Source organism: Klebsiella sp. 141240, assembly GCF_050600805.1.
GTDB classification, from domain to species: domain Bacteria; phylum Pseudomonadota; class Gammaproteobacteria; order Enterobacterales; family Enterobacteriaceae; genus Klebsiella; species Klebsiella aerogenes.
The window spans coordinates 93,349-117,043 of sequence record NZ_JAQIRK010000009.1; the positions used below are offsets into that span (position 1 = coordinate 93,349).

The following is a 23,695-nucleotide window of genomic DNA, read 5'->3' on the forward strand; positions in this document are numbered from 1 at the left end:
GCAACCCGGCGCCTGCCTGAAACGCTAATCCGGATCGTCCCGGGTTAGCGATAGGGAAGGTTACTGCTGCGGCTCGCTCCAGTCATCGCTGTCGGACAAGTCGCCGGAACTGGGTATACGTTTCTCTTCCGCCGCCCACTCGCCAAGATCGATAAGCTGGCAGCGTTTCGAGCAAAACGGGCGAAACGGGCTTTGCTCGCTCCAGACGACGTTTTTACCGCAGGTTGGGCAGTTAACGATAGTCTCTTCTGACATAGTGTCTCCTTAGCAACAAGCCAGTTCAAAATCAAAGCGTTCCGGCACGATGCCATGCTCGCTGTCCAGTGGCAGGAAACGGATAGCAAAGCGGCTTTTATGGCCGGAAATTTGCGGATACAGCTGGCTTGCGAGATCCAGGCGCAGGCGCAGCAGATCGGCATCGTCGCCGTTATCCTGATAAAAACCATTGAGGCTGGTTTGCTTACGGAAAGGCGCGGAGTTACGAATCAAATCAAGAATCAGCTCCAGCGACTGCATCAGCGGCGTCAGGCTCGCTAACCATCTCGCCACCTGCTCATCACGATATTCCTGCGGCATATGTAGCCAGATATGCAGCGTTGGTAAATCAAAGCCGCAACAGCCTCCAGGGATGCTCAGACGCTGGCGCACCAGGCCAATCAGCCGATCTTCACGAAGAAACTGGCCAATGCGCGGAGCGGAGATCAAGGTGCTGCCGGACTGTTTAAGCTGCTGACGTAGGGCTTCAATACGCTGCTGGTCGACACCGGGCACTTCGGCCCAGGTTTGTAATTTCCGCTGTTGTCGCTCCAGCTCTTTCAGCAGATCGGTACGCACTTCACCGCGTTCCAGCACATCCAGTAGATCGCCGGTATTGCGGAAAAAATGGAGGGCGTCCGCATAGCTGGCGATGGTGGGGCGAGAAGAGAGCTGCTGAAATAAAAATTCAATGCGCAGCCAGGTGCGCATTTTCTCATTGAGCGGGTGTTCGAAGAGAACAGGGGTATGCATTACGGTTTTTCCTGTGAGGCGGCCTGCGATGCCAGCATTAAATACTTTTCGTGCAGGCGGGCGACGTGGGATGCGACGGCATCCGCGGAGCCCATGTTTTCAATAACATCATCCGCTGCGGCAAGACGCTGTTCGCGTGTCGCCTGGGCGGCAAGAATATGTTCAGCGTGTTCGCGACTGACCCCATCGCGGCGCATGGTGCGCTCGATTTGCGTCTCTTTCGGCACATCGACAACCAGTACGCGATCGGCTTTATCGGTCAGGCGGTTTTCGACCAGCAAGGGTACGACCCAGAGGAGATAAGGTGAGGTTGAGGCCTGCATCTGACGGCGCGTTTCTTGCTGAATCAGCGGATGCAGCAGCGCGTTAAGCCAGGCCTTGTCCTCGCTATAAGCGAAAATGCGTTCGCGTAAGCGGCGGCGATTCAGGCTGCCATCGTCGTTGATCATCTGCGGACCAAATCTTTCGGCAATGGCGAGCAGGGCAGGTGTACCGGGCTCTACAACCTGACGCGCAATAATATCGGCGTCGATGACGGTTACGCCCAGGTGAGCAAACTCGTCGGCGACGGTACTTTTACCGCTACCGATGCCGCCTGTTAACGCTACCGTATACCCCATACACTTCAATCCCGATGTCACATTATTATTCAAAACCCTGGCGATTCACCGCGCCCGTCAGGTGCCGGGGATAGCTTAATCGAGATTTTGCTAAATCGAAAAAGTATCCATTATGTGAATCGTTACTTTCTTTATATATGAAAATCAATTGGTTAAAAATGATGCACTGGTAAGGAAAGCACACGAGCGTGTTTTTCGCTATTCACCAGGTAAATTTAAACGATTGTAGCGTAAAAAAAGTGAAAATCGCAGTCTTGCGCGGCTATGATTCGTGCGTATGATAGCGTCACTGGAGTTGTGCTCTCACATTAATGCAATTAACCCCAGGAATTCGCACATGCGTATTGAAGAAGATCTGAAGCTAGGTTTTAAAGACGTTCTTATCCGCCCGAAGCGCTCTACCCTCAAAAGCCGTTCTGATGTTCAGCTGGAACGTGAATTCACCTTTAAGCATTCAGGCCAGACCTGGTCCGGCGTACCGATTATTGCTGCTAACATGGATACCGTCGGCACCTTCAGCATGGCGAAAGCCCTGTCCGCTTTTGGAATTCTGACCGCCGTGCACAAGCACTACAGCGTTGAAGAATGGCAGGCGTTTGTGCAGAGCGAATCCGCAGAAGTGCTGCAGCATGTGATGGTGTCCACCGGCACCTCTGACGCGGACTTTGAAAAAACTCAGCAGATCCTGACCCAGAATCCACAGCTGAACTTTGTCTGCATCGACGTGGCTAACGGCTACTCTGAACACTTTGTTCAGTTCGTGGCGAAAGCACGCGCCGCCTGGCCGCAAAAAACCATTATCGCCGGCAACGTAGTGACCGGTGAGATGTGTGAAGAACTGATTCTTTCCGGCGCTGATATCGTTAAAGTCGGCATCGGCCCAGGTTCCGTCTGTACTACCCGCGTGAAAACCGGCGTTGGCTATCCGCAGCTGTCTGCGGTGATTGAGTGCGCTGATGCCGCGCACGGTCTCGGCGGCCAGATCATCAGCGATGGCGGCTGCACCATGCCGGGCGATGTCGCGAAAGCTTTTGGCGGCGGCGCCGATTTCGTGATGCTCGGCGGGATGCTGGCGGGCCACGAGGAGAGCGGCGGTACCGTGGTTGAAGAGAACGGTGAAAAATTCATGCTGTTTTACGGTATGAGCTCTGAGTCGGCGATGACACGCCACGTCGGCGGCGTCGCGAAGTACCGCGCGGCGGAAGGTAAAACCGTCAAGCTGCCGCTGCGCGGCCCGGTGGATAATACCGCGCGTGATATCCTCGGCGGCCTGCGTTCAGCATGCACCTATGTCGGGGCTTCTCGCCTGAAAGAGCTGACTAAACGTACAACCTTTATCCGCGTACAGGAACAAGAGAACCGCGTGTTCAACAGCCTGTAATGACGTTGGCTGGCGCTCTGGCGCCAGCCATTAACTCCCCATTGTGCCCAGCGCATCCCCCAGATGAAAAACAGGTAGGTACATCGCTACCACCAGCACGCCGACGATCGTTCCGGTCACCACCAGCAGTATTGGCTCCAGCAGCGTCGCCAGATTATCCGCCTGTTGATGAGTTTGCTCGCTATGATGGCGCGCCAGGTTATCGAGCATCGTATCCAACGCTCCCGATGCCTCGCCGGTACGAATGAGCTGCAGGCACAGCGAGGTGAATCCGCCGCAATTCGTCAGCGCCTGCCAGATTGGATTGCCGTGGATGATATCTGCGCGCGCCTGTGCAATCCGCTTCCGCCATAGCGGGCAGCTCACAGTTTCCTCGACGCTCTCCAGCCCCTGGACAAAGCTTATGCCCGCGCTTTGGGTCAGTGAAAGAATGGTAAATATCTGGCTCAATTGCTGGCCGTTGATCAGCCGACCGGCAATCGGAATCGCGTGTAATAATTTTTGCCTTAACAGCAGCCAGCGAGGCCGACGCCGGGCCAATCGGTTGAGAAATAGCGGAATAGCAAAAAGAGGCGGCAGCAACGGCCAGTAGCGGGCCAACGCATTGCCGATGTGAATGACCATTTGCGTCAGCAGGGGAAGCGGCGTGTTGAAGGTCCGATAGATGGCGGTAAATTCCGGCAGAACGAAAAACAGCATCGCCACGACCAGCGTCAGCGCTAATATCAGGATAATGAACGGATAGCGCAGCGCCTTCTTTACCTTTTCTGTCAGACGCTGCTGTTCCTGCTGTTGTCGCGCGAGCTGAAAGCAGCAGCGTTCCAGCTTACCGGTGAGCTCGCCGGTGCGGATCATCGCCAGATAGAGCGGAGGGAAGACCTGGGGCCATTGCGCCAGGGCGCTGGAAAGAGATACGCCCTGCGCCAGTTCCTGCGCCAGCATTCGCAGCAGCGCCTGCCACTGTTTGTGCGGCTGTTGTTGGGCCAGCAGCTCAAGCCCTTCGGCCAGCGGTAAACCAGCCTGCAGCAGCGTGGCAAGCTGGCGTATAACCTCGCTGCTATAGAGCGGACGCCATAGCGAACCCTGTACCGTCTGGCGGCGCAGCGTCAGCAGCAGTATCTGCTGCTGTTCCAGTGATGCCAGCGCCTGCGCGCGCGTTTCTTGCCACAGGGCGCCCTCGCACGGAATTCCTTGCTTATTCATCCCCCGCCACTGCCAAAGCTGCTTAGTCGCCATGCTGGATCCCCAGCACTCGGATAATCTCTTCAAGAGTGGTTAATCCACGCTCCACCGCTTCACAACCGCTTTCAAACAGCGTCATCATGCCGGCTTCGCGGGCCAGCGTTTCGATTTCCGCCGCGCTGAGATCGCGATTAATAGCCTGACGCAGCGCGCTATCCACCGGCAGCAGTTCGAATAAGGCCAGGCGGCCGTAGTAACCGTGGTAGCACTGTGGGCAGCCAACCGCCAGCCAGCCGGGCAATGGGCGTGGCCAAAGACTGTGCGGCACCTCGGTAGGGCGGCCTCCATCGCGCCGGCAGTGGGGGCACAGTTTTCGCACCAGCCGCTGGGCGACCACCAGCGAGAGCGCCGAGGAGATCATCCAGCGCGCTACGCCCATTTGTTGCAGGCGAATCAACGTTTCGCTGGTGGAGTTAGTATGCAATGTAGAGAGCACCAGATGCCCGGTCTGTGCGGCTTTAATGGCGATTTCCGCGGTTTCGGCATCGCGAATTTCTCCGACCATGACGATGTCCGGATCCTGACGCAGCAGCGCCCGCAGGACGCTCTGGAAGGTAAGCCCGGATCGCGGGTTGATCTGCGTTTGGTTGAGCCCGGTAAGCGGGATCTCCAGCGGATCTTCCACGCTGCAGATATTGACCTCTTCGCGGTTTCGCGCCTGCAGCGCGCTGTACAGGGTGACGGTTTTGCCACTCCCCGTAGGCCCGGTAACCAGTAGCAACCCCTGCGGCTGGTTCAATGCGGCGCGGAAAAAAGCCAGCTGACGAGAGGAGAGTCCCAGAGCTTCCAGATCCAGCGCCTGCTCCACCTGGTGTAATAAACGCAGGACGATTTTCTCCCCGCCGCGGCAGGGGAGGGTTGCAATGCGAAAGGAGACCGTGCGCCCGGCCAGCGTCAGAGTGAACTGTCCATCCTGCGGCAGACGATGCTCGGCAATATCGAGGTTGCCCAGCACCTTAAGCCGTGCGGTCATTGGCGCAGCCAGCGCGGCCTCAAGTCTCGGTAGGGCATGCAACACGCCATCGACGCGCAGGCGTATCCGCAGCTGATTTTCCGCCGGCTCAATATGGATATCAGAGGCACGCTGGCGCAGCGCCTGCTCCAGAATTTGATTCAGTAGATCGGTTACGCCCTGGGTGTTACCCGTGGCGGACTTTGATGCTGACTGTTGCGCCTCATGCTGACGCTTATCCATCCGCTCCTGGCTCCAGCATTCAATATCGATGCGCTTTTGGGTAGCGAAGCGCAGCGCTTCCATCAGTTCTGGCGCCGGCGCATCCACGACGGCGATAACAATGGTCTGCTCGTCGCTCTTCAACAACAGCGCGTGATGGCGCTGACAGAGTGAGAGTAGCTGTTCGGTTTTCATGGCTGTCACCTCAGTTAAAGCGGAAGACATCTTCGCAGGCCTGCTTTAACGCGCTGTCATCGCTGATGGCGCAGACGCGCTGCCAGCCGGTGATACCGTTGGCGTTATCCCAGGAAGGGGTCAGGGTGACGGCCAGCCCGTTCAGGCTCTCCTGGCCGGTCAGGGTGACCACGCCTTGGGCGACGCTCATCGCCGATACATAGCGGGTGGTCGTTGGTGAGGGGATACCGTTGCTGCCGCCATCGCAGCTGGATAGCCCGCCGTGGTCCAACGCGCACAGCTCTATTGCCGTGCGGTAGGGCACAAAGGTTTGCAGCATATCGGTGAGGGCGGCTTTGCGCAGGTAATTCTGGTAGGCGGGGATGCCGATGGCGCTGAGGATGGCGATAATGCCGATAACCACCATTAATTCGATCAGGGTAAAACCACGTTGCTTATCCATAAGTCACTCCTTGTTCGTTGTGGGGTGACTTTGGCGCGATTACGTCGCGGCGGCGAGGAGGAAAAATACGCTTAGGATGCAGGCATCCAGCTTTTCGGTAGCGCTTTCAAAGATGCACGGTAAGCGTGCGAGGCGTCTCGCAAAAATAGCCCCGACACCCGGCGGATATCGGGGAGAGAATTAACGAAAACGCATGGACAAGTCGAGGGCCCGCACGTGCTTAGTCAGTGCGCCGACGGAAATATAGTCAACGCCAGTTTCCGCGAATTCGCGAATGGTATCGAAGGTAACGTTGCCGGAGACTTCCAGCGCCGCCTGGCCGTTGGTACGTTTTACCGCCTCGCGCATCAGGTCGGTGGTGAAATTGTCGAGCATGATGATATCAGCGCCGGCCTTTAACGCTTCGTCCAGTTCATCCAGCGTTTCGACTTCGACTTCCACCGGTACGTCCGGGTGCAGCCAGAAGGCTTTTTCCACCGCCTGACGTACCGAACCGGAGGCAATGATGTGGTTTTCTTTGATCAGGAAGGCGTCGAAAAGGCCCAGACGATGGTTCGCGCCGCCGCCGCACAGTACCGCGTACTTCAACGCGGTGCGCAGGCCGGGTAACGTTTTACGCGTATCAAGCAGTTGCGTTTTGGTGCCTTTGAGCAGGTCGACGTAGCGGCGTACTTCGCTTGCTACCCCGGAGAGGGTCTGCACGAAATTCAGCGCGGTGCGTTCGCCGGTTAGCAGCACCCGCGACGGCCCGTCCAGTTCGAACAGCGGCTGATCGGCTTTTACCGTATCGCCGTCAGCCACGTGCCAGGTGATGCTGACATCGTCGCCGGCAAGCTGAATGAACACTTCTTCTACCCAACGCTTACCGCAGAATACCCCATCTTCGCGGGTGATAACGACGGCGTGAGAGCGCGCGTCCGACGGCAATAGTTGCGCGCTAATATCGTTGTTAGCGTCAACTTCGCCGCCCAGATCTTCGCGTAGTGATTGCGCGACGGCGTCGGTAATATCGAGATTAATACGTTCCAGCAGCGCGTCACGGCGGCGGTCGGGGCTGTAGCGACGAGGCGTCATGATAAAGCTCCAGATAGATAAGATTCAGAAGTGGGAAACATGCTAACCTGAACCACGTTTCTGTACCACACATACCCAATGGATTTCGCGTCGCCTGTGGGGCCGCCGGGATCTACGTTTGCGAAAGGAGATTCCCCATGCAGTTGAATGGCGGATGGCTGGTGGGCGCGCGTCGGGTGCCTTCGCCGCATCACGATTGCCGCCCGGACGATGAAAACCCTTCTTTACTGGTGGTACACAATATCAGCCTGCCGCCGGGGGAGTTTGGCGGCCCGTGGATTGACGCGCTATTTACCGGTACGTTGGATGCCGACGCGCATCCTTACTTCGCCGGGATTGCTCATCTGCGCGTTTCGGCGCATTGTCTGATTCGCCGCGATGGCGAAATAGTCCAATATGTGCCCTTTGATAAGCGCGCATGGCATGCGGGCGTCTCCAGCTATCACGGCCGCGAGCGCTGCAATGATTTTTCGATCGGCATTGAGCTGGAAGGGACGGATACTCAGGCCTACACCGAGGCGCAGTATCAGCAGCTAGTGGCGATTACCCAAGCGCTTATCCAGCGTTATCCTGGTATTGCTGATAATATTACCGGCCATTGCGATATCGCGCCGGTACGCAAAACGGATCCCGGCCCGGCCTTTGATTGGGCAAAATACCGCGGTATGTTGGCCGCATCGTCACATAAGGAGATACCATGACGTTGTTTACTACGCTGCTGGTTCTCATCGCCGAGCGTCTGTTCAAGCTTGGCGAGCACTGGCAGCTCGATCATCGCCTGGAGGTACTGTTCCGCCGCGTGAAGCATTTCTCGCTGTTCGGCACCGTGCTGATGACCGTCGTCGCGGTGGCGGTGGTATATGTTATTCAACGCCTGCTACAGGGGCAGCTATTTAACGTACCGCTGCTGGTGTTCTGGATTTTGCTTGGCCTGCTGTGTATCGGCGCGGGTAAGGTGCGCCTGCATTATCATGCCTATCTGAAGGCGGCGGCGAACAACGATAGCCACGCCTGCGATTCGATGGCCAGCGAGCTAACGCTTATTCACGGCGTGCCGCCGGGCTGTGATCGTCAGGAATATCTTCGCGAGCTGCAAAACGCGCTGCTATGGATTAACTATCGCTACTATCTGGCGCCGTTGTTCTGGCTGGTGGTCGGCGGCCCGTGGGGGTTATTGACGCTGACGGCCTATTGTGTCCTGCGCGCCTGGCAGACCTGGCTTGCGCGCTATCAGACACCGCGCCATCGTTTACAGTCCGGCATTGACGGTATTCTGCATATTGTCGATTGGGTGCCGGTGCGGTTGGTTGGCGTGGTATACGCGCTGCTGGGACACGGCGAAAAAGCGCTGCCGGCGTGGTTTGCCTCGCTAGGCGACCGTCACTCTTCGCAGTATCAGGTATTAACTCGTCTGGCCCAGTTCTCGCTGGCCCGCGAGCCGCACGTCGATGCGGTTGAGACGCCAAAAGCGGCGGTTTCCATGGCGAAGAAAACCTCGCTGGTGGTGGTGGTGATTATGGCGCTGCTGACCATCTACGGGACTTTGATTTAACAGCCCGAAGCCAGGCGCTGCTGGGCTTGGCGCACTCATGTCGCCGGATGGCGCTGCGCTTATCCGGCCTACGGTCCTATAACCGTAGCGAGTCAGCGGGCGGGATGCCGAAGTCGGGCATCCCGTTTTCTTGCCAGCGTACCAGCTTTAGCCGGGTGTGACGGTTAGGATCGTACAGCGGGTCGCCTTCAATTTCGGTGTAGTTGCGCGCGTGGTACACCAGCACATCTTCCCCCTGCGGCGTTTGCGTAAAGCTATTGTGGCCGGGACCATACTGGCGGTTTTCATAGCTGGTGCGAAATACCGGCTGCGGGGATTTATGCCAGTTTTCAGCCACCAGCGGGTCGGCTTCACGGTCGATCCATAATAATCCCATGCAGTAGTTTTCATCGGTCGCGCTGGCGGAATAGCTGATAAATAGCTTATCGCCGTGTACCAGCACCGCAGGCCCCTCATTGACCATAAATCCCCGGCATTCCCAGGCGAACTCCGGCTTGCTCAGCATGAGCGGCGCGCCTTTTAGCGTCCACGGGTTTTCCAGCTCCGCCAGATAGAGATTGCTATTGCCGGCGATCTGCGGGTCTTTCTGCGCCCATAAATACCAGCATTTCCCTTGATGGCTGAAGGTGGTGGCGTCGAGGGCAAAGGTATCGAACGTGGTGATAATTTGCCCTTTTTCATGCCAACGGCCGCTGAGCGGATCGCTGTCGGTACACTCAAGGGCAAACATCCGGTGCTGGAACATCCCCTGGGCGTCGAGGTCATGGGTCGGGGCGGCGGCGAAATAGATATACCACTTGCCGTCGATGTGGTGGAGCTCCGGCGCCCAAATCAGCTGGCTCATCGGCCCGTTTTGCGGCTTGCGCCAGACGGTCACCGGCTCGGCTTCACGCAGGCCTTCCAGCGTGGCGGCGCGGCGAATCTCCAGCCGATCGTATTCCGGCACGGAGGCAATAAAATAGTAGTGGTCGTGATGGCGCAGGATAAAAGGGTCCGCGCGTTGTTCAATAAAGGGGTTAGGCCAGTTGTTCATCAGGCTTTCCTTATGTGTTCACTGGTTTTCAATTCCTGGAGTTCATTCAGTTCGCTGTAGTTACTGCGGCGCTTTTCCAAATCACTCTGGATTTGGCGCATCAGATTGCGGTCAACTTTCAGCAGGCGTACGACGCCTGCGGTAATCAGGTAGCCAACGCCAGGGATCACTGAGAACAGCAGCACGATACCATTTAGCGCCGAGGCGCTTTGCTCCTTCGCGCCGGCATCGTAGCCGTACCACGACAGCAGGAAACCCACCATAGCCCCGGCGACCGCCAGCCCAACTTTCAGGAAGAACAGGTTGCCGGAGAAGCTGATGCCGGTGATCCGTTTACCGGTTTTCCACTCGCCGTAGTCATCAACGTCGGACATCAGCGACCAGTGCAGCGGCGACGGGATTTGATGCAGGATATTGAGCAGGAAGTAGAGCACCAGAATCAGCGTTGTGGCATGCGGATTAAAGAAGTAGAACGCGCAGGAGAAGACCGCCAGTACAATGTTGGTCCAGAAAAAGACCTGCAGTTTACACCAACGGTCGGTCAGCACTTTCGCCAGCATGCTGCCGATCATCATGCCGACGACGCCAAGGCTGATAAACAGGGTGGCGAAATGGGTACTTTGCCCCATGACCCAGGTGACGTAGTACATGGTGGCGGCCATACGGATAAAGCCGGGGCAAACGTTGCACAGGGTTAAGAGCAAAATGCGAACCCACTGGTCGTTTTTCCACACATCTTTGAGGTCTTTTTTCAGCTCGTCGTTGGTTTGGACCGCCGGGCGGATGCGCTCGCGTACGGTGGCGAAGCAGAACAAAAACATACACATGCCGATGAACGCCAATACGGTCATCGCCATTTGATAACCTTTGGCTTTATCAGCGCCGCCGAACCACTCCGCCATAGGCAGCAGAGTCAGCGAGAGCAGAAGCGTCGCGATACCGACCAGCACAAAGCGGTATGACTGGCAGGCGACACGTTCTTGCGGGTCGGATGTCATCACCGTCCCCAAAGAGCAGTAGGGGATGTTTATCGCGGTATAGGTTATCGACAGCAGGAAGTAGGTGACGAAGGCATAGATAACCTTGCTGTTGTAGGTCCATTCCGGGGTGGTGAACATCAGCACGCTGAACAGGGCGTAGGGGAAGGCCATCCACAGCAGCCATGGGCGAAAGCGGCCATATTTACTACGAGTGCGGTCGGCCATCGCCCCCATGATCGGGTCGGTGACGGCATCGATGACGCGCACCGAAAGCAGCAGCACCCCAACCAGCGCCGGCGCAAGACCAAAAATATCCGTATAAAAATAGTTAACGAACAACATGATGGCGCCAAAGATAATGTTACATCCGGCATCGCCCATCCCGTAGCCAATCTTTTCTTTCAGCGAAAGTGTATTGCCTGTCATCCTGGAACTCTCCATTGCAGTCTGGAGAGAATTATTGGTCTTAGCGTCGGGAATTACGTTGCAGTAATCCGTCATCGATATGGAGAAAACTGTTACAGGAAGGAAAGTGTGAAGCAGATAACAATGCGCCGTGCCCGTCGGTAAAGGACGGACACGGCGTGACGAGATGTATTATTGTGCTTTTACGACGCCGGCGCTTTTCTGTTTAAACAGATAGCCAACGCCGAGAACGGCAATCCATACCGGTATCAGCCACACCGAAATCGCCATCCCCGGGGTCATCAGCATGATCGCCAGTACCGCGACCATAAACAGCAGGCATACCCAGTTACCCAGCGGGTAGAACAGCGCCGGGAAACGCGTTTTCACGCCTTCCTGCTGCTTGGCGCGACGGAATTTGATGTGCGCGAGGCTAATCATCGCCCAGTTAATCACCAGCGCGGAGACCACCAGCGCCATCAGCAGTCCGAACGCCGATTCCGGCGCCAGATAGTTGATCAGCACGCACAGCGCGGTGACCACGGCGGATACCAGAATGGTGTTGACCGGTACGCCGCGCTTATCGAGAGTCAGCAGCGCTTTCGGCGCATTGCCCTGCTGCGCCAGGCCGAATAGCATACGGCTATTACAGTATACGCAGCTGTTGTAAACCGAGAGCGCGGCGGTCAGCACCACGATGTTGAGGGCGTTTGCCACCAGCGTGTCGCCGAGTTCGTGGAAGATCAGGACGAACGGGCTGGTATCGGCGGTGACGCGCGTCCACGGCAGCAGCGAGAGCAGCACGGCCAGGGAGCCTACATAGAAAATAAGGATACGGTAGATAACCTGGTTGGTGGCTTTCGGGATGCTCTTTTCCGGGTTGTCCGCTTCCGCCGCGGTGATCCCCACCAGTTCCAGACCGCCGAAGGAGAACATAATGATCGCCATCATCATCACCAGCCCGGTGAAACCGTGCGGCAGGAAACCGCCCTGATCCCACAAGTTTCTGACCGTAGCCTGCGGGCCGCCGTTGCCGCTGAACAACAGCCAGGCGCCGAACAGAATCATGGCCACTACCGCGACGACTTTAATAATCGCGAACCAGAATTCCATTTCGCCGAACACTTTTACGTTGGTCAGGTTAATGGCGTTAATGGCGATGAAGAAGACCGCTGCCGAGGCCCAGGTAGGGATTTCCGGCCACCAGAACTGGATGTATTTACCGACGGCGGTTAGCTCCGCCATGGCGACAAGCACATACAGCACCCAATAGTTCCAGCCGGAGGCAAAGCCGGCAAAGCCGCCCCAGTATTTATAAGCAAAATGGCTGAATGAACCGGCTACCGGTTCTTCGACGACCATTTCGCCGAGTTGGCGCATGATCAGGAAGGCGATAAACCCGGCGATAGCGTAGCCGAGAATAATACCAGGACCTGCAGATTGAATCACTGACGCACTACCCAGGAATAAGCCCGTACCGATAGCGCCTCCTAGCGCAATGAGCTGTATATGGCGGTTCTTCAAGCCGCGCTTGAGTCGATCGCCATGCTGTTGACCTTCCATCATGAAACCTCGTGTGTGGTTATTATGTTTATACGCTTCATCCTTCAGGTTGCTGCTTTGCTGTCCGTCTCTGCCAAATAGCATAGTTAGCTAATTTCAAGGCGTTTGAGGCCAGTTTTTACCCGAGTGACGCAACGCACACATTGTTGTGTTTGTGTAATTATGAAATTCCATTTTTGTATTGATTTCTTTACGGAAAGAAAAGCGGAAATTCCCTCAAAGACCTTTCGCCTGATGAAGAATAATGGTAAGGGCGTGCGAATGCACCTGCTTTATGAAGGGATGATGACGGAACGAACAAAAAGACACCGTTTGTCATTTTTTCTTACCACCGTCGCCGCTACCCTTTATTGGTTATCTATTCACTTTATTGGTTTATAAATGCACTTTTTCGCTTCTTGAATCGGTTCAGAAAGCGTAATTTTTCGTTTATATAAAGTTAATGCTACCCCTTGCTGGGTAAATGTAAGTTTTGTGCAAGGTTACATTTCTGAAACGTTATTTCTGTAAGGTTGTTAAAAAAGGCCGGGTTTACTGATTTCAATCAAAACCTGTATGGACAGGAGGTGAATACTTTGTTACTTTAGCGCTACGAACTTTAAATTGGTAAGACCAATTGACTCCGGGCGAATGGCAGAGACAGGGAATATGGCCTACAGCAAGATCCGCCAACCAAAACTTTCTGATGTGATAGAGCAGCAGCTGGAGTTTCTGATTCTTGAGGGGACGTTGCGCCCCGGTGAAAAACTCCCGCCTGAACGCGAACTGGCAAAACAGTTCGACGTTTCCCGTCCCTCGCTCCGTGAGGCGATTCAACGCCTCGAAGCCAAGGGCCTGTTGCTTCGTCGCCAGGGCGGTGGAACCTTTGTACAAAGCAGCCTGTGGCAGAGCTTTAGCGACCCGTTGGTCGAGCTCCTGTCCGACCATCCTGAATCCCAATTCGATTTGCTGGAAACCCGTCACGCGCTGGAAGGCATCGCGGCTTATTACGCGGCGCTGCGCAGCAATGATGAAGATCGCGACCGTATTCGCGAACTGCATCAAGCCATTGAACGGGCCCAACAGTCCGGCGATCTCGACGCCGAATCCGGCGCTGTCGTCCAGTACCAAATCGCCGTCACCGAAGCGGCGCACAATGTGGTGTTGCTCCATCTGCTAAGGTGTATGGAGCCGATGCTGGCACAAAACGTTCGTCAGAACTTTGAATTGCTGTATGCCCGCCGGGAAATGCTCCCGTTGGTCAGCAACCATCGTACTCGCATTTTCGAGGCGATAATGGCCGGGGAGCCGGAGCAGGCGCGTGAGGCGTCGCACCGTCACCTGGCGTTCATTGAGGAAATTTTGCTGGATCGTAGCCGTGAACAGAGTCGTAGAGAACGTTCACTGCGTCGTTTACAGCAACGAAAGGACGAGAACTCCGGTTCTTAAGCGCCATTTTTTAGAGCGCGGCAACTAAACGCAGAACCTGTCTTATTGAATTTTTGGTTGTTCATCAGAGTGACACGCTAAAGAGTTCAATGGGACAGGTTCCAGTTAAATCAACGATTAGATAGATAAGGAATACCCCCATGTCAGAACGTTTCCAGAATGACGTGGATCCGATCGAAACTCGCGACTGGCAACAGGCGATCGAATCGGTCATCCGTGAAGAAGGTGTTGAGCGTGCTCAGTATCTGATCGACCAGCTTCTTTCTGAGGCCCGCAAAGGCGGCGTGAAAGTAGCGGCCGGTGCGGCAGCGCATAATTACGTCAACACTATTGCCGTTGAAGATGAACCGGAATACCCGGGCAATCTGGAGCTGGAACGCCGTATTCGTTCAGCGATCCGTTGGAACGCCATCATGACCGTTCTGCGCGCATCGAAGAAAGATCTGGAACTGGGTGGCCACATGGCATCCTACCAGTCTTCCGCGACCTTCTACGAAGTCTGCTTCAACCACTTCTTCCGTGCGCGCACTGAGAAAGACGGCGGCGATCTGGTTTACTTCCAGGGCCACATCTCTCCGGGCGTATATGCACGTGCCTTCCTGGAAGGTCGTCTGACTGAAGAGCAGATGAACAACTTCCGTCAGGAAGTTCACGGTAATGGTCTGTCCTCTTATCCGCACCCGAAACTGATGCCGGAATTCTGGCAGTTCCCGACCGTATCGATGGGTCTGGGGCCGTTGGGCGCTATCTATCAGGCTAAATTCCTGAAATATCTGGAACACCGTGGTCTGAAAGACACCTCTGCGCAAACCGTTTACGCCTTCCTGGGCGATGGCGAGATGGATGAGCCGGAATCTAAAGGCGCTATCACCATCGCGACCCGTGAAAAACTGGATAACCTGGTCTTCGTCATCAACTGCAACCTGCAGCGTCTGGACGGCCCGGTCACCGGTAACGGTAAAATCATTAACGAACTGGAAGGCATCTTCGGTGGTGCTGGCTGGAACGTTATCAAGGTTATCTGGGGCGGTCGTTGGGATGAGCTGCTGCGTAAAGACACCAGCGGTAAGCTGATTCAGCTGATGAACGAAACCGTTGACGGCGACTACCAGACCTTCAAATCCAAAGACGGCGCCTACGTTCGTGAGCACTTCTTCGGTAAATATCCGGAAACCGCCGCGCTGGTTGCCGACTGGACTGACGAGCAGATCTGGGCCCTGAACCGTGGCGGTCACGATCCGAAGAAAGTCTACGCTGCACTGAAAAAAGCGCAGGAAACCAAAGGCCAGCCGACCGTGATTCTGGCGCATACCATTAAAGGTTATGGTATGGGCGACACCGCGGAAGGTAAAAACATCGCGCACCAGGTTAAGAAAATGAACATGGACGGCGTTCGCTACGTCCGCGATCGTTTCAACGTGCCGGTGGCTGATGCCGATATCGAAAAACTGCCGTACGTGACCTTCCCGGAAGGTTCCGAAGAGCACACTTACCTGCATGCTCAACGTGAAAAGCTGAACGGCTACCTGCCGACTCGTCAGCCGAAATTCACTGAGAAACTGGAGCTGCCGACCCTGGCCGACTTCAGCGCGCTGCTGGAAGAGCAAAACAAAGAAATCTCTACCACTATCGCTTTCGTTCGTGCCCTGAACGTGATGCTGAAGAACAAGTCGATCAAAGATCGTCTGGTGCCGATCATCGCCGATGAAGCGCGTACTTTCGGTATGGAAGGTCTGTTCCGTCAGATCGGTATCTACAGCCCGAACGGCCAGCAGTACACCCCGCAGGACCGTGAGCAGGTTGCATACTACAAAGAAGACGAGAAAGGCCAGATTCTGCAGGAAGGTATTAACGAGCTGGGCGCAGGCGCATCCTGGCTGGCTGCTGCGACCTCCTACAGCACCAACGACCTGCCGATGATTCCGTTCTACATCTACTACTCGATGTTCGGCTTCCAGCGCATCGGCGATCTGTGCTGGGCGGCAGGCGATCAGCAGGCTCGCGGCTTCCTGATCGGCGGTACTTCCGGTCGTACTACGCTGAACGGCGAAGGTCTGCAGCACGAAGATGGTCACAGCCACATTCAGTCGCTGACTATCCCGAACTGTATCTCCTACGACCCGTCTTACGCGTACGAAGTCGCTGTCATCATGCATGACGGTCTGGTACGTATGTACGGCGAAGCGCAAGAGAACGTTTACTACTACATCACTACGCTGAACGAAAACTACCACATGCCTGCCATGCCGGAAGGCGCCGAGGAAGGTATCCGTAAAGGTATCTACAAACTCGAAACCCTCGAAGGTAGCAAAGGTAAAGTTCAGCTGCTGGGCTCCGGCTCTATCCTGCGTCACGTTCGTGAAGCAGCGCAGATCCTGGCGAAAGACTACGGCGTGGGTTCTGACGTGTATAGCGTCACCTCCTTCACCGAACTGGCGCGTGATGGCCAGGATTGCGAACGCTGGAACATGCTGCACCCGCTGGAAACTCCGCGCGTACCGTACATCGCTCAGGTGATGAACGACGCTCCGGCTGTGGCATCCACTGACTATATGAAACTGTTCGCCGAGCAGGTTCGTACTTACGTACCGGCTGATGATTACCGCGTACTGGGTACCGATGGCTTCGGTCGTTCCGACAGCCGTGAAAACCTGCGTCACCACTTCGAAGTCGATGCTTCCTATGTGGTCGTTGCGGCGCTGGGCGAACTGGCTAAACGTGGTGAAATCGATAAGAAAGTCGTGGCTGACGCCATTGCTAAATTCGACATCGATGCAGAAAAAGTTAACCCGCGTCTGGCGTAAGAGGTAAGAGAATAATGGCTATCGAAATCAAAGTACCGGACATCGGGGCTGATGAAGTTGAAATCACCGAGATCCTGGTCAAAGTTGGCGACAAAGTTGAAGCTGAACAGTCGCTGATCACCGTAGAAGGCGACAAGGCCTCTATGGAAGTTCCGTCTCCGCAGGCTGGCGTCGTGAAAGAGATTAAAGTCTCCGTCGGCGACAAAACCGAGACTGGCAAACTGATCATGATTTTCGATTCCGCCGAGGGTGCAGCAGCCGCTGCACCTGCGCAGGAAGAGAAAGCAGCTGCTCCGGCACCGGCAGCAGCGCCGGCGGCAAGCGCAGCGAAAGAAGTTCACGTACCGGATATCGGCGGCGATGAAGTTGAAGTCACCGAGATCATGGTTAAAGTGGGCGACACCATCGCCGCTGAGCAATCCCTGATCACCGTCGAAGGCGACAAAGCTTCTATGGAAGTTCCGGCGCCGTTCGCGGGTACCGTAAAAGAGATCAAAATCAACACCGGCGACAAAGTGTCCACCGGCTCTCTGATCATGATCTTCGAAGTGGCGGGCGCTGCGCCTGCAGCCGCTCCGGCACAGGCTGCCGCTCCGGCTGCAGCGGCACCGGCTGCTGCAGCTGGCGTGAAGGATGTTAACGTACCGGATATCGGCGGCGACGAAGTTGAAGTCACCGAAGTGATGGTAAAAGTCGGCGATAAAGTTGCCGCTGAGCAGTCACTGATCACCGTCGAAGGCGACAAAGCTTCTATGGAAGTTCCGGCGCCGTTCGCGGGTACCGTAAAAGAGATCAAAATCAGCACCGGCGACAAAGTCTCTACCGGCTCTCTGATCATGGTCTTCGAAGTGGAAGGCGCCGCGCCTGCTGCTGCTCCAGCTCAGGCTGCTGCACCGGCACCGGCTGCTGCACCGGCACCGGCTCAGAAAGCTGCCGCGCCGGCTGCGAAAGCAGAAGGTAAAACCGAATTCGCTGAAAACGAAGCTTACGTTCACGCGACTCCGCTGATTCGCCGCCTGGCGCGCGAGTTCGGCGTAAACCTGGCGAAAGTGAAAGGGACTGGCCGTAAAGGTCGTATCCTGCGCGAAGACGTTCAGGCTTACGTGAAAGAAGCGGTTAAACGCGCTGAATCCGCACCGGCTGCTGCCGCAGGCGGCGGTCTGCCGGGCATGCTGCCATGGCCGAAAGTTGACTTCAGCAAGTTTGGCGAAATCGAAGAAGTGGAACTGGGTCGTATCCAGAAAATCTCTGGCGCTAACCTGAGCCGTAACTGGGTGATGATCCCGCACGTTACGCACTTCGACAAAACCGATATCACCGATCTGGAAGCGTTCCGTAAGCAGCAGAATGCCGAAGCTGAGAAGCGCAAACTGGACGTGAAATTCACCCCAGTGGTCTTCATCATGAAAGCCGTTGCCGCTGCGCTTGAGCAGATGCCGCGCTTCAACAGCTCGCTGTCCGAAGACGGTCAGCGTCTGACGCTGAAGAAATACATCAACATCGGTGTGGCGGTTGATACTCCGAACGGTCTGGTGGTTCCGGTCTTTAAAGACGTGAACAAGAAGAGCATCACCGAGCTGTCTCGCGAACTGACCACCATCTCGAAGAAAGCGCGCGATGGCAAGCTGACTGCTGGCGAAATGCAGGGCGGTTGCTTCACCATCTCCAGCATCGGCGGCCTGGGTACCACCCACTTCGCGCCGATTGTTAACGCGCCGGAAGTGGCCATTCTGGGCGTGTCTAAGTCCGCGATGGAGCCGGTATGGAATGGTAAAGAGTTCGTTCCGCGTCTGATGATGCCGATCTCTCTGTCCTTCGACCACCGCGTCATCGACGGTGCTGATGGTGCCCGCTTCATTACCATCATTAACAACACCTTGAGCGACATTCGCCGCCTGGTGATGTAAGCGAAAAAGCCGGCCTGACGGCCGGCTTTTTTCTGATAACCTCAGGCTGTTGAGGATTATCAGCAACAAAGGACAAAATCGTTTGCCGTTTGTTGTTTAAAAATTGTTAACAATTTTGTAAAATACACGCGGATAGAACGTCCCGGTGGACTTGGGCGTAATAATAAAAGCGTCAGACCCGCCGGATATAAATTACAGAGGTCATGATGAGTACTGAAATCAAAACTCAGGTCGTGGTACTTGGGGCAGGTCCTGCAGGCTACTCTGCAGCCTTCCGTTGCGCTGATTTAGGTCTGGAAACCGTCATCGTAGAACGTTACAGCTCCCTGGGCGGCGTTTGCCTGAACGTGGGTTGTATCCCTTCTAAAGCACTGCTGCACGTTGCTAAAGTTATCGAAGAAGCGAAAGCGCTGGCCGAACACGGCATCGTTTTCGGCGAACCGAAAACCGACATTGACAAGATCCGCACCTGGAAAGAAAAAGTCATCACTCAGCTGACCGGTGGTCTGGCTGGCATGGCCAAAGGTCGTAAAGTGAAGGTGGTTAACGGTCTGGGTAAATTCACCGGCGCTAACACCCTGGAAGTTGAAGGCGAAAACGGCAAAACCGTGATTAACTTCGACAACGCGATCATCGCGGCGGGCTCCCGTCCGATTCAACTGCCGTTTATCCCGCATGAAGACCCGCGCGTTTGGGATTCCACCGACGCTCTGGAACTGAAATCTGTACCGAAACGCATGCTGGTTATGGGCGGCGGTATCATCGGTCTGGAAATGGGTACCGTATACCATGCGCTGGGTTCAGAGATTGACGTGGTTGAAATGTTCGACCAGGTTATCCCGGCTGCCGACAAAGACGTGGTTAAAGTCTTCACCAAACGTATCAGCAAGAAATTCAACCTGATGCTGGAAACCAAAGTAACCGCTGTTGAAGCAAAAGAAGACGGTATTTACGTTTCCATGGAAGGCAAAAAAGCCCCGGCGGAAGCGCAGCGTTACGACGCGGTGCTGGTGGCTATCGGCCGCGTGCCGAACGGTAAAAACCTCGACGCAGGCAAAGCCGGCGTGGAAGTTGACGATCGCGGCTTCATTCGCGTTGACAAACAAATGCGCACCAACGTGCCGCACATCTTTGCTATCGGCGATATCGTCGGCCAGCCGATGCTGGCGCACAAAGGCGTACACGAAGGTCACGTTGCCGCAGAAGTTATCTCCGGCCTGAAACACTACTTCGATCCGAAAGTTATCCCGTCTATCGCCTACACCGAGCCAGAAGTGGCATGGGTTGGCCTGACTGAGAAAGAAGCGAAAGAGAAGGGCATCAGCTACGAAACCGCCACCTTCCCGTGGGCTGCTTCCGGCCGTGCTATCGCTTCCGACTGCGCAGACGGTATGACCAAACTGATCTTCGACAAAGAGACCCACCGTGTTATCGGCGGCGCGATTGTCGGCACCAACGGCGGCGAGCTGCTGGGTGAAATCGGTCTGGCTATCGAAATGGGCTGCGACGCGGAAGACATCGCGCTGACTATCCACGCTCACCCGACTCTGCACGAGTCCGTTGGCCTGGCGGCAGAAGTCTTCGAAGGTAGCATTACCGACCTGCCAAACGCGAAAGCGAAGAAAAAGTAACTTTTTCTTTCGGGTAAAATGCATAAGCGGCTCTCAGAGCCGCTTTTTTTATCGCTAATGTTTAGAACTATGTCCGTGTTCACAAACCGCTACACCTCATACATACTTTGAAAATAGTCACTCAGTAAACTAATAGGCAGTTAATTATGTATCTGAGGTGTGAGATGAAACGCTTGTTAACCACGGCGCTGTTAGCGACGACATTAGTTTCCGGTATGGCCTGTGCGGCCGATGCGGTCATTCCCTGGGCTGCGAACAGCGGCGGCACTGAAAATAGCCATATTGCGGCGATGGGCCAGGATCTGAATGCGCAGCATCAGTTGGTGACGAAAACTACTGAAGGGGTGTGGGCGGCGAATTCCGGGAGCATCAGCTCGGATGAAGCGGCGCTGACCAGTCAGAAACCTGCTTTTGCCGGTTATCCGGAGCTGATGCCGCACCAGGGCTAAGCACCAGAGAGTGCCCGGTTGCTATCGCGCAACCGGGCATTTTTTTATTGATTGACCGCCTGCCATCCGGCTGCAGAATCGGGGGCAAAATGCGTAATTGCCTGCGCTTTCGTCGCGCTCTCTTCGCCCAGGTTCGCCTGCCAGACCTTATCGTTCTGATCGATCATAAAGCTCATCACCCCGGTTTCTCCCCACTCTACCGGCCATGCCAGTAAAGCGACGCCTTGATTATCGTTATCGGCGATAATGCGGAAGCGGTAGCCATGATACCCGGCGCCGGGCTCCGTCGGGCTGAATGCCGGCCCCAGCGGGCTTGGCGTTTCACCCGGCGAGGTAGGCCAGTACAGGCCATCTTTTTTGCCTTCGCTGCTGATGATTTTTTGTGCCCAGCGATGATTCATTTGATAGTAATCCTGCTGGGCATCAACGTAGGCGTGCATGGCGGCAATTGCCGACAGTTCATTGCGGCCGATGGCGCGTGTGAGAATTTCATCTTCCCCGGCCGCCATATCAAAACGCCAGCCCTGTTCATCTTTGACAATGGGAATCGGCAACCGCCACGCTTCGCTACCGACATCGAGCCAGGCGCTGTTACCCTGCTGGACAATGACGTGTTTCACCTGCCAGTCGCGCTGAAAGCGGTCGACGGCATTGGGATCAATACCATCGGTGGGTAAAAACTGCTGCCAGTTATCGCCGAGCAGATTATTGAGCGCGGCTTTATCACGATGATTGAGCGCATCGGCCAGCGCGCTTGCCGCTTTCTCCGGCGTGGGGAACGGTTGCTGGGCGAAGGAGGCGAGCGGCGACAGCATTAGCGTGAATAGGGCGATCTGTAATGGTTTTCTCATCTGCTCATCCTCAGCGACGACGCAATTCATGATGTTCGGAAAGACGCTCTCTGGCGGCGCCGCGCTGTTCGCTGCTCAAGCCGGAAATATTGCGGCTTTGCAGCCCGCGCGCCTGCTGCGATTGCCAGGAGGGGGAGCGACTTTCGTTGCCGCTTAAGGCATTGGCGCGTGCCGTGCTCACCGCTTGCTGACGTTGGGCCGGCGTCGCGGAATGAATCTGCTGACGGCGCTGTTGTTGCTGAGGCGTAGGATTTTGCACGTGGCTCTTCACGGCGTCGCGATGCTGTTGCTGCTGCGGCGTTGGATGTTGCAGCTGCGTTTTCGCCGCTTCGCGACGCTGCTGTTTGGCAGGCGTCGGCGTGCTGTCGTAGCCACGGTAGCTGCTGCGCTGGGTGGCCTGCTTCAATTGTTGAGAAGCCGCCTGACGCTGCGCATCGCGAGAGGCGTTATTAGCCGCCAGCTTGCCTGCGCTGGCGGCAGGCGCGTTGGGATGCTGGAGCTGCGTCATCGCCGCTTGCCGTTGAGCATTGCGATCGACCGGCGCGTGTTGGGTCGCGCTGAGTCCGCCGGGCACATTGGTCTGATGATAGCGCTGGGCGACATTATTATTCGGATAAGGCACGTTGCCGCGATAGGCGGGGTTATGCTGCCAGTTAACATGGTTACCCGGCAGATTCTGCCCGGTAATGCGGTTGAAATTATTCACATTAATATTGATGTTATCGCCATTGTGCTGGTAGCCGCCGTGATGGTAATCGTCATCATGATGATGGTCATCATCATCCCAGTCGATGCTGCTGAAAAGTGCCCAGGTGGTGGCGACGCCAAGGCTGTAACCAAAACCTTTGACGAAGCTATCGGTGAACTGCTCTCCCGGAGGCGGCGGCAGATAAACCGGGGGATAGGCGCTATTCGGCCAACTGCCGTAGACGGTCGAAGGGTTATAGCTCGGAACGTATACCACTTGCGGGTTAGTCGGTTCAATTTTGATAATCTGCGAAGGCGCTGGCGATGCCGTTGAGCTTGTCGAGGATGATACCGTGCTATTGCTATTCGATGACCTCGAAGAGGCGGGTGCCGAGGCCGTGACGGTCACTTTCTGTTGCGGCGTGGATTTCAATGTTCCAGTTTGTTGGGCAATGGCGCGCAGACGCTGTACGGAATCCATCACATCGTGCGGCTGGGCTAAAAATGCGTCGCCAAGGTTTTCCACCCACGGCGGATTTTCGCCCATCATTGCCAGCAGGGCGGGAAAAGCGACGAGGGATTTGACGCTCGGATCCCACGGTTGGCTGGCAACGGCCTGAACGGCCGCGTCGCCTTTCATCGATGGGTTATCCTGCGACCACTGCACCGCCTGCATAACGTTGTCCGGATAGGTGGAGGCCATCAATACCTGCGAGAGTAAACTGTCCGGGTAGAGCGCAATAGGCGCGACCCATTGGTCGATTTGCGCCTGGGTATAGGTGGCCACGACCGGTTGTCCCGCCGCCGGTGCAGTCGGGGATGCTGGTGCTGGTTCCGTTGTGGGCTGCGCCGTCACCGGCGCTTCAGCGATAGTCTCTGGGGTACGGCTTTTAACATATAGCGTTCCCGCCGCCGCGAGTAAGCCTGCGCTGCAGAGCAGGGCGATAATATGGGGTTTGAACGGTAGTGACATGGAAGCTCCTGACACAGAAATGTTACCCATCTCGCTAAAGTATCGGCGAAAACGGTACGTTACGGGAGTATATGAAGACGATATTGTTTTTTTTGATTTTTGTTGGGATCCTGACATTAAATCTGTAACAGAAATAAATTTATCTACCAGCATTTGAACAGAAAGCCTGCAATATCCTGCCCTTAACGATTCAGCTAAATTTTAATGTTGCTTTTTTGTAAACAGATTAACACCCTTCAAAAATCCTGCTATGCTGCCGTCGCGGTATCGGGCATTTACCCTACAAACTGCTGTCT

The 23,695-nt window shown here is 55.7% G+C and carries 20 protein-coding genes; 8 read left to right on the forward strand and 12 right to left on the reverse strand.

Annotated features, from left to right (window positions below; all coding sequences use genetic code 11):
• Positions 1-60: 60 nt before the first annotated feature.
• The 3 genes from yacG to coaE are packed head-to-tail and all read right to left on the reverse strand — an operon-like array spanning position 61 to position 1,628.
• Positions 61-255, reverse strand: a complete 195-nt coding sequence (gene yacG / locus PGQ95_RS16660; RefSeq protein ID WP_015368237.1) for a DNA gyrase inhibitor YacG — start codon at positions 253-255, stop codon at positions 61-63.
• Between the two features lie 9 nt (positions 256-264).
• Complete coding sequence (gene zapD, locus PGQ95_RS16665) at positions 265-1,008, reverse strand: cell division protein ZapD (protein WP_087860882.1); 744 nt, start codon at positions 1,006-1,008, stop codon at positions 265-267.
• Positions 1,008-1,628: a dephospho-CoA kinase gene (gene coaE, locus PGQ95_RS16670; RefSeq protein ID WP_087860881.1), complete on the reverse strand. Its 621-nt coding sequence runs from the start codon at positions 1,626-1,628 to the stop codon at positions 1,008-1,010. Before coaE ends, zapD begins: the two co-directional genes overlap by 1 nt.
• Positions 1,629-1,965: 337 nt before the next feature.
• Between coaE and PGQ95_RS16675 the strand changes: the two genes are divergently transcribed.
• Entirely contained in the window at positions 1,966-3,009 is a 1,044-nt protein-coding gene (locus PGQ95_RS16675; RefSeq protein WP_015368234.1) for a GMP reductase, read from the forward strand.
• A gap of 30 nt (positions 3,010-3,039) precedes the next feature.
• On the opposite strand, the gene hofC is transcribed toward PGQ95_RS16675, so the two are convergent.
• The 4 genes from hofC to nadC all read right to left on the reverse strand — a co-directional run bounded on the left by hofC (position 3,040) and on the right by nadC (position 7,136).
• Positions 3,040-4,245 carry a protein transport protein HofC gene (gene hofC / locus PGQ95_RS16680; RefSeq protein WP_430918783.1) on the reverse strand — a complete coding sequence of 402 codons (1,206 nt, stop codon included), beginning with the start codon at positions 4,243-4,245 and terminating at the stop codon, positions 3,040-3,042.
• Positions 4,235-5,620 carry a type II secretion system protein GspE gene (gene gspE, locus PGQ95_RS16685; RefSeq protein WP_087860879.1) on the reverse strand — a complete coding sequence of 462 codons (1,386 nt, stop codon included), beginning with the start codon at positions 5,618-5,620 and terminating at the stop codon, positions 4,235-4,237. Before gspE ends, hofC begins: the two co-directional genes overlap by 11 nt.
• Positions 5,621-5,630: 10 nt before the next feature.
• Entirely contained in the window at positions 5,631-6,062 is a 432-nt protein-coding gene (gene ppdD / locus PGQ95_RS16690; RefSeq protein ID WP_087860878.1) for a prepilin peptidase-dependent pilin, read from the reverse strand.
• A gap of 180 nt (positions 6,063-6,242) precedes the next feature.
• Positions 6,243-7,136, reverse strand: a complete 894-nt coding sequence (nadC, locus tag PGQ95_RS16695; protein WP_015368230.1) for a carboxylating nicotinate-nucleotide diphosphorylase — start codon at positions 7,134-7,136, stop codon at positions 6,243-6,245.
• A 137-nt stretch (positions 7,137-7,273) separates the two neighbouring features.
• Between nadC and ampD the strand changes: the two genes are divergently transcribed.
• Both ampD and ampE read left to right on the forward strand, forming a co-directional pair.
• Entirely contained in the window at positions 7,274-7,837 is a 564-nt protein-coding gene (gene ampD / locus PGQ95_RS16700) for a 1,6-anhydro-N-acetylmuramyl-L-alanine amidase AmpD (RefSeq protein WP_308958823.1), read from the forward strand.
• Positions 7,834-8,688, forward strand: a complete 855-nt coding sequence (ampE, locus tag PGQ95_RS16705; protein WP_087860876.1) for a beta-lactamase regulator AmpE — start codon at positions 7,834-7,836, stop codon at positions 8,686-8,688. Before ampD ends, ampE begins: the two co-directional genes overlap by 4 nt.
• Before the next feature lie 76 nt (positions 8,689-8,764).
• On the opposite strand, the gene PGQ95_RS16710 is transcribed toward ampE, so the two are convergent.
• The 3 genes from PGQ95_RS16710 to aroP all read right to left on the reverse strand — a co-directional run bounded on the left by PGQ95_RS16710 (position 8,765) and on the right by aroP (position 12,672).
• Positions 8,765-9,721 carry a glycoside hydrolase family 43 protein gene (locus tag PGQ95_RS16710; RefSeq protein WP_430918786.1) on the reverse strand — a complete coding sequence of 319 codons (957 nt, stop codon included), beginning with the start codon at positions 9,719-9,721 and terminating at the stop codon, positions 8,765-8,767.
• Positions 9,721-11,127: a glycoside-pentoside-hexuronide (GPH):cation symporter gene (locus PGQ95_RS16715; RefSeq protein ID WP_113374420.1), complete on the reverse strand. Its 1,407-nt coding sequence runs from the start codon at positions 11,125-11,127 to the stop codon at positions 9,721-9,723. The genes PGQ95_RS16710 and PGQ95_RS16715 overlap by 1 nt, the downstream gene beginning before the upstream one ends.
• 171 nt (positions 11,128-11,298) lie before the next feature.
• The gene (gene aroP, locus PGQ95_RS16720; protein ID WP_183269049.1) at positions 11,299-12,672 is read right to left on the reverse strand and encodes an aromatic amino acid transporter AroP; all 1,374 of its coding nucleotides are present in this window, start codon (positions 12,670-12,672) and stop codon (positions 11,299-11,301) included.
• 645 nt (positions 12,673-13,317) lie between these two features.
• Between aroP and pdhR the strand changes: the two genes are divergently transcribed.
• From pdhR to PGQ95_RS16745, 5 genes are all read left to right on the forward strand, one after another.
• Positions 13,318-14,097 carry a pyruvate dehydrogenase complex transcriptional repressor PdhR gene (gene pdhR, locus PGQ95_RS16725; RefSeq protein WP_015368223.1) on the forward strand — a complete coding sequence of 260 codons (780 nt, stop codon included), beginning with the start codon at positions 13,318-13,320 and terminating at the stop codon, positions 14,095-14,097.
• Positions 14,098-14,237: 140 nt separating this feature from the next.
• Positions 14,238-16,901 (forward strand): pyruvate dehydrogenase (acetyl-transferring), homodimeric type, encoded by a 2,664-nt coding sequence (gene aceE, locus PGQ95_RS16730; RefSeq protein ID WP_015368222.1) that lies wholly within the window; start codon positions 14,238-14,240, stop codon positions 16,899-16,901.
• A 14-nt stretch (positions 16,902-16,915) separates the two neighbouring features.
• Positions 16,916-18,808, forward strand: a complete 1,893-nt coding sequence (aceF, locus tag PGQ95_RS16735; protein WP_045376505.1) for a pyruvate dehydrogenase complex dihydrolipoyllysine-residue acetyltransferase — start codon at positions 16,916-16,918, stop codon at positions 18,806-18,808.
• Positions 18,809-19,014: 206 nt separating this feature from the next.
• Complete coding sequence (gene lpdA, locus PGQ95_RS16740; RefSeq protein ID WP_015368220.1) at positions 19,015-20,439, forward strand: dihydrolipoyl dehydrogenase; 1,425 nt, start codon at positions 19,015-19,017, stop codon at positions 20,437-20,439.
• Between the two features lie 164 nt (positions 20,440-20,603).
• Entirely contained in the window at positions 20,604-20,888 is a 285-nt protein-coding gene (locus tag PGQ95_RS16745) for a hypothetical protein (protein ID WP_087860872.1), read from the forward strand.
• Between the two features lie 44 nt (positions 20,889-20,932).
• Here PGQ95_RS16745 and PGQ95_RS16750 read toward each other — a convergent pair whose 3' ends face one another.
• Positions 20,933-21,739, reverse strand: coding sequence for a DUF2950 family protein (locus PGQ95_RS16750; RefSeq protein WP_213794598.1), 807 nt, complete (start codon positions 21,737-21,739; stop codon positions 20,933-20,935).
• Positions 21,740-21,749: 10 nt separating this feature from the next.
• A complete protein-coding gene (locus PGQ95_RS16755; protein WP_430918790.1) occupies positions 21,750-23,399 on the reverse strand; it encodes a DUF3300 domain-containing protein in 1,650 nt (549 codons plus the stop codon).
• Positions 23,400-23,695: the final 296 nt, after the last annotated feature.

Excerpts from the sequence above, each read along its gene's own strand:
- PGQ95_RS16750 (WP_213794598.1), bottom strand. The coding sequence starts at position 21,739 with ATGAGAAAACCATTACAGATCGCCCTATTCACGCTAATGCTGTCGCCG.
- ampE (WP_087860876.1), top strand. The coding sequence starts at position 7,834 with ATGACGTTGTTTACTACGCTGCTGGTTCTCATCGCCGAGCGTCTGTTC.
- PGQ95_RS16715 (WP_113374420.1), bottom strand. The coding sequence starts at position 11,127 with ATGACAGGCAATACACTTTCGCTGAAAGAAAAGATTGGCTACGGGATG.
- hofC (WP_430918783.1), bottom strand. The coding sequence starts at position 4,245 with ATGGCGACTAAGCAGCTTTGGCAGTGGCGGGGGATGAATAAGCAAGGA.
- gspE (WP_087860879.1), bottom strand. The coding sequence starts at position 5,620 with ATGAAAACCGAACAGCTACTCTCACTCTGTCAGCGCCATCACGCGCTG.
- coaE (WP_087860881.1), bottom strand. The coding sequence starts at position 1,628 with ATGGGGTATACGGTAGCGTTAACAGGCGGCATCGGTAGCGGTAAAAGT.
- PGQ95_RS16710 (WP_430918786.1), bottom strand. The coding sequence starts at position 9,721 with ATGAACAACTGGCCTAACCCCTTTATTGAACAACGCGCGGACCCTTTT.
- zapD (WP_087860882.1), bottom strand. The coding sequence starts at position 1,008 with ATGCATACCCCTGTTCTCTTCGAACACCCGCTCAATGAGAAAATGCGC.
- PGQ95_RS16755 (WP_430918790.1), bottom strand. The coding sequence starts at position 23,399 with ATGTCACTACCGTTCAAACCCCATATTATCGCCCTGCTCTGCAGCGCA.
- ampD (WP_308958823.1), top strand. The coding sequence starts at position 7,274 with ATGCAGTTGAATGGCGGATGGCTGGTGGGCGCGCGTCGGGTGCCTTCG.
- aroP (WP_183269049.1), bottom strand. The coding sequence starts at position 12,672 with ATGATGGAAGGTCAACAGCATGGCGATCGACTCAAGCGCGGCTTGAAG.
- PGQ95_RS16745 (WP_087860872.1), top strand. The coding sequence starts at position 20,604 with ATGAAACGCTTGTTAACCACGGCGCTGTTAGCGACGACATTAGTTTCC.
- aceF (WP_045376505.1), top strand. The coding sequence starts at position 16,916 with ATGGCTATCGAAATCAAAGTACCGGACATCGGGGCTGATGAAGTTGAA.
- nadC (WP_015368230.1), bottom strand. The coding sequence starts at position 7,136 with ATGACGCCTCGTCGCTACAGCCCCGACCGCCGCCGTGACGCGCTGCTG.
- pdhR (WP_015368223.1), top strand. The coding sequence starts at position 13,318 with ATGGCCTACAGCAAGATCCGCCAACCAAAACTTTCTGATGTGATAGAG.
- lpdA (WP_015368220.1), top strand. The coding sequence starts at position 19,015 with ATGAGTACTGAAATCAAAACTCAGGTCGTGGTACTTGGGGCAGGTCCT.
- PGQ95_RS16675 (WP_015368234.1), top strand. The coding sequence starts at position 1,966 with ATGCGTATTGAAGAAGATCTGAAGCTAGGTTTTAAAGACGTTCTTATC.
- ppdD (WP_087860878.1), bottom strand. The coding sequence starts at position 6,062 with ATGGATAAGCAACGTGGTTTTACCCTGATCGAATTAATGGTGGTTATC.
- aceE (WP_015368222.1), top strand. The coding sequence starts at position 14,238 with ATGTCAGAACGTTTCCAGAATGACGTGGATCCGATCGAAACTCGCGAC.
- yacG (WP_015368237.1), bottom strand. The coding sequence starts at position 255 with ATGTCAGAAGAGACTATCGTTAACTGCCCAACCTGCGGTAAAAACGTC.